Annotated in this window: 6 protein-coding genes; 4 read left to right on the top strand and 2 right to left on the bottom strand. The window is 59.0% G+C overall.

Going from position 1 to position 7,462, the window contains the following annotated elements:
• Positions 1–2,483, bottom strand: a 2,483-nt coding sequence (locus tag AC1DRJ_RS15545) for an LPS-assembly protein LptD (RefSeq protein WP_477802951.1), incomplete at its 3' end; no start/stop codon positions are given.
• A 130-nt stretch (positions 2,484–2,613) separates the two neighbouring features.
• Here AC1DRJ_RS15545 and AC1DRJ_RS15540 point away from each other — a divergent pair.
• From AC1DRJ_RS15540 to AC1DRJ_RS15530, 3 genes are read left to right on the top strand one after another with little or no spacing between them, the layout of a single operon-like run.
• Positions 2,614–3,633, top strand: a complete 1,020-nt coding sequence (locus tag AC1DRJ_RS15540; protein ID WP_477802950.1) for an aminoglycoside phosphotransferase family protein — start codon at positions 2,614–2,616, stop codon at positions 3,631–3,633.
• Positions 3,630–4,301, top strand: a complete 672-nt coding sequence (gene murU / locus AC1DRJ_RS15535; RefSeq protein WP_477802949.1) for an N-acetylmuramate alpha-1-phosphate uridylyltransferase MurU — start codon at positions 3,630–3,632, stop codon at positions 4,299–4,301. Before AC1DRJ_RS15540 ends, murU begins: the two co-directional genes overlap by 4 nt.
• 1 nt (position 4,302) lies before the next feature.
• Entirely contained in the window at positions 4,303–5,070 is a 768-nt protein-coding gene (locus tag AC1DRJ_RS15530; protein WP_477802948.1) for a TerB family tellurite resistance protein, read from the top strand.
• Positions 5,071–5,212: 142 nt separating this feature from the next.
• Here the strand turns inward: AC1DRJ_RS15530 and AC1DRJ_RS15525 are convergent, their stop codons facing one another.
• On the bottom strand, positions 5,213–6,205 hold the full coding sequence (locus AC1DRJ_RS15525) for an alpha/beta hydrolase family protein (RefSeq protein ID WP_477802947.1): 993 nt from the start codon (positions 6,203–6,205) through the stop codon (positions 5,213–5,215).
• 73 nt (positions 6,206–6,278) lie between these two features.
• Between AC1DRJ_RS15525 and AC1DRJ_RS15520 the strand changes: the two genes are divergently transcribed.
• Positions 6,279–7,462 (top strand): transporter substrate-binding domain-containing protein (locus AC1DRJ_RS15520; RefSeq protein WP_477802946.1); only part of this gene is annotated, 1,184 nt, incomplete at its 3' end.

Below are 7,462 nucleotides of genomic sequence, written 5' to 3'. Positions count from 1 at the left end.
ACCGAGAAGTCGTGCTGCTCGATCTTGTAGTAATCCTTCACGAAGCCAGGCTGGCCCTCAACGCCATAGTCACCACCGAACTGCCATTGACCGGTGTTCTGGTTAAAGAGCACCTGATCGTTACGATAGCGATAGCCGGCGTTGATGATTTTGTTCGGGTTGTCTTCCGGCTGGTAGTGGAACATCGCGCTACCCGAGCGAGGGGTGCGGCTGTCCGGGTCCCAGTTGTAGTCGGCCGTGGTGCGCCAATCGCGGTTCCAGCGGTATTCGTATTCCAGGGCGTACGGCGAAACGCTGGCTGTAGAATCGGCACGGGTATCTGCGATGCCTGGCATCTGTACTTTGCGGTCCTGGAAGTACAAGGCTTGGCCTACGCTGATGCGTTGACGTTCAAAGCCGTCGTCTTCGATCCAGCGGTTGGTGATGCCCAGCGACAGTTTGTTCTCGTCGCCGACACGGTCGGCGCCGGTGAAGCGGTTGTCACGGAACAGCGACGAGTAGCTGAAAGTGCTTTCGCTGGTGTCGAAAACAGGAATGTCTTCCTGGTCCACCTCTGGCACATAGAGGTAGTACAGGCGCGGCTCAAGGGTCTGGCGATAATTCTTGCCGAACCATTGGGTTTTGCGGTCGAAATACAGGCCGCTGTCGAGGCTTGCGATTGGCACCCCTCGGTTTTGGTTGCTGTCAAAGGTACCGAGGAGTTTGTCCTGTTCCGCGCTCTGTGCGTTAACCTGGGATTTGCCGATGCTGTCCAGATCCAGTTGGTACTGGGTGTATTGGTACTTGAGCGTCGGCTTCAGGAAGCCATAAGTCCAGTCAAGCGGCAGGCTGACGGCGGGGGCCAGGTTGAGGCGGTCGCCGGTAGCGCGCGCCAGGCCWTGAATATTCTGGTCCAGGCGAGGGCTCACACTGCCGTCTTCATCGGTGAACGTGCCATTTTGCAGGTCACGATCAAACCGCACGATTTCAGTGTTGTAGCTGAAATTCAGGCCGCCAGGACGATACGGCAGCGCGCCATCAAAGGTGATCTGCGGCAATCGATCATAAGGGGTGATATTCGAAACCGTCGCCAGTTGAAATGCCTGAGCATTCACGCGAGCTGTGTAACTGTCACCACGGTAGGTGACCGAGCCTTGCTGGTTCACGAAATCAGCGGGTTTTACACCAATCTGGTCGGTCTGCAGATCCTGGAAGTAATAAGGGTCGCTGATCTTGGTGTAGTCGACTTGCGAGAGTACGCGCGAGTCCAGACCACCCTTGTGCTGCCAGTTATACATGTAGCGGTCTTTGCGGTAGTCGGTCTGATTGCTGCGCTCGGTGTCTTCGTCGCTCAGGTACGCGCCACCGAACTGACCTTCGCTTGACTGGGTGAGGTAGCGGAATTCGCCTTCCATCAACAAGCCATGCTTTTCCATGTAACGCGGGTACAACGTGGCATCGTAGTTCGGTGCCAGGTTGAAGTAATACGGTGTGACCAGCATGAAGCCGGTATCGCTGCCGGTGCCGATGGTCGGCGGCAGGAAGCCGGACTGGCGACGGTCATCGATCGGGAAGTAGATGTACGGCGTGTACAGGACAGGAATGTCCTTGACCCGCAATGTCACGTTGGTCGCGGTACCGAAGCCGGTCGCCGGGTTCAGGGTGATGTTGTTACCCTTGAGCTGCCAGGCGTTGCTATTCGGTTCGCACGTGGTGTACGTACCATCCTTGAGGCGGATGATCGCGTTTTCGGCACGCTTGGCATACAGAGCGTTACCGCGGATACGGGATTTGTGCATCACGTATTCAGCGTTGTCGACCTTGGCTTCACCCGTGTCGAGCTGCACTTCGGCATGGTCGCCCACGATCAGTGCACCGTTGTCGCGGATGCGCACGTTGCCGTTCAGATCGCCACGGCTCTCGGCCTGGTACAGGCTGGCTTCGTCGGCTTCAACCTGCATGCTGCCCTGGCGCATGACGACGTCACCGGCCAAAGTCGCAACTTGCTCATCCTGTTTATAGCGCGAGGCCTTCGCGCCGATAAAGGTAGGTGCGTCACTTTTATTCGTCTTGTCATTCATGCCAGGACGAATCGGCTCGACATAGGCGCCCGCGCAGTAAGGGCCGGTTTCGGCCAACTGTGCTGCAGTGAGATTTTCGCGTGGCACCCAGTCGAGGTGGCTGTAGTCTTCGCTACGAGACTTCAGGCCGCGGCCCTTGGACTCGGTAACGAGTACGGTCTTTGCGCCGGTCTCTTCGCTGGATTCGCTCTGGGCTGCAGCTTCGGCAGGGGCGGAAACTGCGCCGTCTTCATGGACTGGACGCGGTGGCAATGTCGCCGTCGACGCTTTAGGCGCGCAGCTCCAGCCACCCGAAGCAGAGGCTGAGCAGTCATACTGTTCTGCAGCGACCACGTATGAAGTAGCCAGGGGTTGCAGGGCCAGCAAACTGCCGGTTACCAACAACGGAAATTTTTTACGAAACGCGGGGGATTTCAATGCCATCTTATTAGTCCGGGCTTCCTGCGTGCCATCTGCCCGCGGTGTGGGCCGCACGCCTCTCGATGGTCTGAAAAAGATGCTGGATAATAAAGCATGACCCGCTTGACGGCTAGCGCCGTCGGAGACCCTTGCAATGCCTGATCAAGATGCACGTTTGCAACACCTGAAAGTTTGGCTCGATGAGCAGTTGGCGATTCTCTTTGCAGCACAAGGCTGGGGTGCTGTCCCCCCGGCTACGTTGACTGCGGCCAGTAGCGATGCGAGTTTTCGGCGCTATTTTCGCTGGGAAGGCGAGGATAAAAGCTTCATCGTGATGGATGCTCCACCGCCTCAGGAAAACTGTAAGCCTTTTGTGGATATCGCTTTTTTGTTGGCGAAATCCGGAATAAATGTGCCGCAGATATATGCCGAAGACCTCGAGCGCGGTTTTCTTTTGCTCAATGATCTGGGCAACAACACCTACCTGGACGTGATCGACAGCGAAAACGCCGACGATTTATTCAAGGATGCCCTACAAGCATTGCTGGCTTTTCAGCAGTTGCCGATGGTTGCGCCGTTGCCGAGTTATGACGTCGCGCTGTTGCGTCGCGAGCTGGAACTGTTTCCCGACTGGTATGTAAAACATGAACTGGGCATCGAGTTCGACGCTGCGCAGAAAATGCTTTGGCAGAATGTTACCGAGCTGTTGATTGATAGCGCCCTGGCCCAGCCCAAAGTTCTGGTGCACCGCGACTACATGCCACGCAACCTGATGCTCAGCGCACCGAATCCGGGTGTGCTGGATTTCCAGGATGCGGTATATGGTCCCGTGACCTACGACGTGACTTGCCTGTTCAAGGACGCTTTCCTCAGCTGGCCTGAAGAGCGTGTGCGTGGCTGGCTTGAGCAGTACTGGCAGCAAGCCGGCGCTCTCGACATCCCGGTTCAACCGGATTTTGAAGACTTTCTGCGGGCCAGCGACCTGATGGGCGTGCAGCGTCACCTGAAAGTCATCGGCATCTTCGCCCGCATCTGTCATCGCGACGGTAAACCCCGCTACCTCGCCGATGTGCCACGTTTCTTTGCCTATATAGATGCTGTGATCGCCCGCCGGCCTGAACTGGCCGAACTGGATGTGTTGCTCCTGAGTCTGCGTGTCGGAGCCCATGCATGAAGGCAATGATCCTGGCGGCAGGCAAGGGCGAGCGTATGCGCCCGTTGACCTTGACCACCCCCAAACCGCTGGTTCGCGTCGGCGGCGTGCCGCTGATTGAATATCACCTGCGCGCCCTGGCGGCCGCCGGGTTTAGCGAAATCGTGATCAACCACGCCTGGCTCGGTCAGCAGATCGAAGACTATCTGGGCGATGGCTCGCGCTTCGGCGTCAGCATCCAGTACTCACCGGAAGGTGAGCCGCTGGAAACCGGCGGCGGGATTTTCCGTGCGTTGCCGTTACTGGGTGACGAGGCCTTTGTGGTGGTCAACGGTGATATCTGGACCGATTACGACTTCAGCGTGCTGCATCAACCCGGCGCCGGGTTGGCTCACTTGGTGCTGGCCGATAACCCGGCCCATCACCCGGCTGGCGATTTCACGCTGGCCGACGGGCAGGTGCGCGACGGTCAGCCAGGTACCACAACCCTGACGTACAGCGGCATTGCGGTGTTACATCCGCAGTTGTTCGACGGTTGTTCGGACGGGGCGTTCAAGCTTGCGCCGCTGTTGCGCAAAGCCATGGCCGACGGGCAAGTGACAGGTGAGCGGTTGAAAGGCCAGTGGGTGGATGTCGGCACGCACGAGCGCCTGGCCGAAGTTGAAGCCTTGATAGAAGCGAACCGCTGAGATGTTGTGGCCAGGGACTCTGATCGGAGCCGGAGCAGGCTTTGCCATAGCCAGCATCCCGGGGGCCATGCTCGGCGCTTTGTTGGGGCAGGCGCTGGATCGGCGCTTGCACCTGCAAAGCTTTGGGCATCTGTTTGAAAAGCTCGGCGGTCGTCCGATGCTGCGCAATGATGAACTGCTTTTTGTGTTGCTAGGACGGTTGGCCAAGAGTGATGGACAGGTGATGGAGGGTCACATCCAGCAGGCCCGTCAGGAAATGCGGTCTTTGGACATGACGGAGTTGGCGCAGCGTCGTGCCATTGTCGCGTTTAATCGCGGCAAATCGGGCAATGACCGGTTACGCGGCTACCTGCGACGCTTGAGTGCTCAGCCACATGCGGCAGAAGGCGTGCTGCGCGCCTGTTGGCGGATGGTCTGGGCGGATGGTCGTGCCGGGCGTCATGAGCGTGAGTTGATTGCCCAGTGGGGGAAGTGGCTGGGCTGGACACCGCATCAGATTCAGGCATTGGCCGCCGAATATGACCAGCACAAGCGGGCAAAGGCCAGCGGCGTCATTGGCTATCAAGATGCGTTGCGGCTTTTGGGGGTCTCGGCGACCAGCGAGCCGGAGCAGATCAAACGTGCGTATCGGCGTCTGCTCAGTCGTCATCACCCGGACAAGATTGCCGGCAGCGGGGCGACGGCATTGCAGGTTCGTGAGGCAACGGACAGGACGCGCGAGTTGCACGCGGCTTATACGTTGATTCGTGAGCGGCGGGATTTTCGATAGGGAAGCAGAGTTGTGTTGTCTGTGATGACGTCATCGCGAGCAGGCTCACTCCCACAGTGGATCTCCAGTGAACATAAAATATGTGTTCAACATCGATCAACTGTGGGAGCGGGCTTGCTCGCGAATGGGGCGACCCGGTCTATCAGCCCGCCGCATTCTGCGGATTCAACCAACCGCGCACCCGGCGCACCAGTTGCTCTTGCTCAGCCTTGGCATTCCCCGGCAAGGCCTTCAGCGACACCTGGCTGAACGCGGACGTCTTCAAACGCTTGCTGGCCTGCAATCGCTCCAGCGCCGCTTTGCGATCCAGCGGCTTATCCATATAGAAGAGGTCCGCCGTCGCGAGCTTCAACGTCGGCGTCAGTTCAGCCAATCCTGGCTTCGTCGCAACCGGTGTCTGGGCAGCGACCATAACGAATTTCTCCACTTGCGAGGGCTGCCTCTCGCTCAGGTAGCGCGCGGCCCAGTAAGCGCCAGTGCCATGGCCCAGCACGACAATGCTGCGGGCGCTTTGTTGTTCAGCATAAGCAATGGCGGCGTCGATACGCGCGAAGATCCGCTCGGCGTCGGCCTTGAGCTGTTCTTCACTGGTTTCGGCGATGGCCTTGTCGACCACTTCCGCTTCACCGCCGGCGGCCTGCTCGATGGGCGCTGCGGTGGTGGAGTCTTTGCTGCCGGTATCCGGCGCTTTTGGCGCGGGTGCGACGTCGACGATACGTGGCGCGATGGTTTCGCTTTGCAGATCTGGCAAGGTGATACTCAGGCTGCTCCACTTGGCGTCCGGTAATTGACGGCGTAAAGGGCCGATTGCTTGCGGCCAGTCAGCGGTTTCACCGGCGCCGGGGATGATAATCACCGCGCCCTTGGGCTCGGCGGTATTGGCCGGTTTCCACAAGGCCAGAAAGGTGTCGGTGCCGGCTTGCAGTTGTTGCTGTTCCTGAGCAGGTATTTTGCGCTCAAGTGCTGTCGCTTCTTCCTGACTACGTTCAGGCAATGGCTGGCGTTCGGCCGGTTTTTCTTCTACGGATTTTTCTGCTGCGGCAGGCGCCGGGTCGGCGGCRTCAACGGAAAAGGCACATGGCAGGATCAGCGACAGGCACAATGCTGGCAGTGCCAGGCGGTAGACAGGGGGCATCGGATATTCCAGGCCAGAAGTGTTTCCGGCAGCCTAATGGGTTAGTCAGTGTTTGTCAGTGTGTGAGACTTCGATGATATTTTTTCGCTGCCTGTGGGTTATCGGCTGTTTGTGGTTTCCCTTGATGGGGTGGGCGGCGTCTGCGCCAACGGTGCATGCCGTGGCATTGTCATCCGAGCAACAACAATGGCTGGCAACCCATGGCGAGCTGCGGGTCGGTGTAGTGTTGCAGGCGCCTTATGCGCAATACGATCGGCGCTTGCAGCGGTTGTCCGGGGTGAATGTCGAGTTGATGAAATGGCTGGCCGCTGCGCTCAAGGTTGAGCTCAGCTGGCGCAACTTTCCGGATGTCGCGCAACTGGAAGACGCCGCACGTGAAGGTGAAATCGACATCGCGGTGGGGCTGACGCAAACACCGGCCGGATTGCGCCTATGGCAATTTACTGATCCGTACATGCGGGTTCCGCAGCTGGTGGTCAGCGATCAGAAGGGCACGGGTGTCGTGGAACTGGAGAAGCTCGACAGTCAGACCCGCGTCGCGGTGCGCATGCCCAGCGTGACCGCCGATTATCTGCGCAGCAATTATCCTCATTTGAACTTGCAAGGCGTGCCCATCGAACGCCAGGCGCTGCAATTATTGCTGAGTCAGCAGGCCGGTTACGCCGTGGTCGACGAGGCCCAGTTTGGGCGCTTGTCTGCTGAACCCGAGTTCGCGGGGCTGGTGGTGGTGGGCGACATCGGCCTGCCGCAATTGCTGCGCGTGGCCACTCGCCGGGATTGGCCGCAGCTGGCCGGTATTGTCGAAAGTGCGCTGCGGGCGATCCCGGCCAAGGACCTGGAGCAACTGCACAACCAATGGTTGCAGCCTAAATATCCCAGGTTTTCAGAATCCCCAGGGTTCTGGCAAAACCTTTGCCTGCTGTTCGCCGTCATGATGCTGAGCAGCATGGCCATCGTGTTCTGGCAACGGCGGCAACAGCACAGCCTGGAGCAACACCTGCTGGCCGCGCGCGAAGACATTGCCCTGCGTGAGGCCAGTGAAGAAGCGCTGCGCCTGACCCAGTTTTCCATCGATCAGAGCACCGTCGGCATTCTCTGGGTCAATTGGGACAGCCATGTGCGCTATGCCAACCGCGCTGCCGAAAGCATGCTCGGCTACCCGTCGGGCGGGATCATCGATCGGCCGCTGATCGACTTCGAGCCCGGTTTGCACATGGATCGCTGGCTGAATCTGTGGAAACGCGCACGGGCCAGTGA

Source organism: Pseudomonas sp. P5_B2, from assembly GCF_056400445.1.
Note: the sequence above shows the minus strand (reverse complement) of the source record. Positions and strands in the feature narration are given on the sequence as shown.

Bases quoted from the DNA above. Each gene is read 5' to 3' on its own strand.
- murU (WP_477802949.1), top strand. From the start codon at position 3,630: ATGAAGGCAATGATCCTGGCGGCAGGCAAGGGCGAGCGTATGCGCCCG.
- AC1DRJ_RS15540 (WP_477802950.1), top strand. From the start codon at position 2,614: ATGCCTGATCAAGATGCACGTTTGCAACACCTGAAAGTTTGGCTCGAT.
- AC1DRJ_RS15530 (WP_477802948.1), top strand. From the start codon at position 4,303: ATGTTGTGGCCAGGGACTCTGATCGGAGCCGGAGCAGGCTTTGCCATA.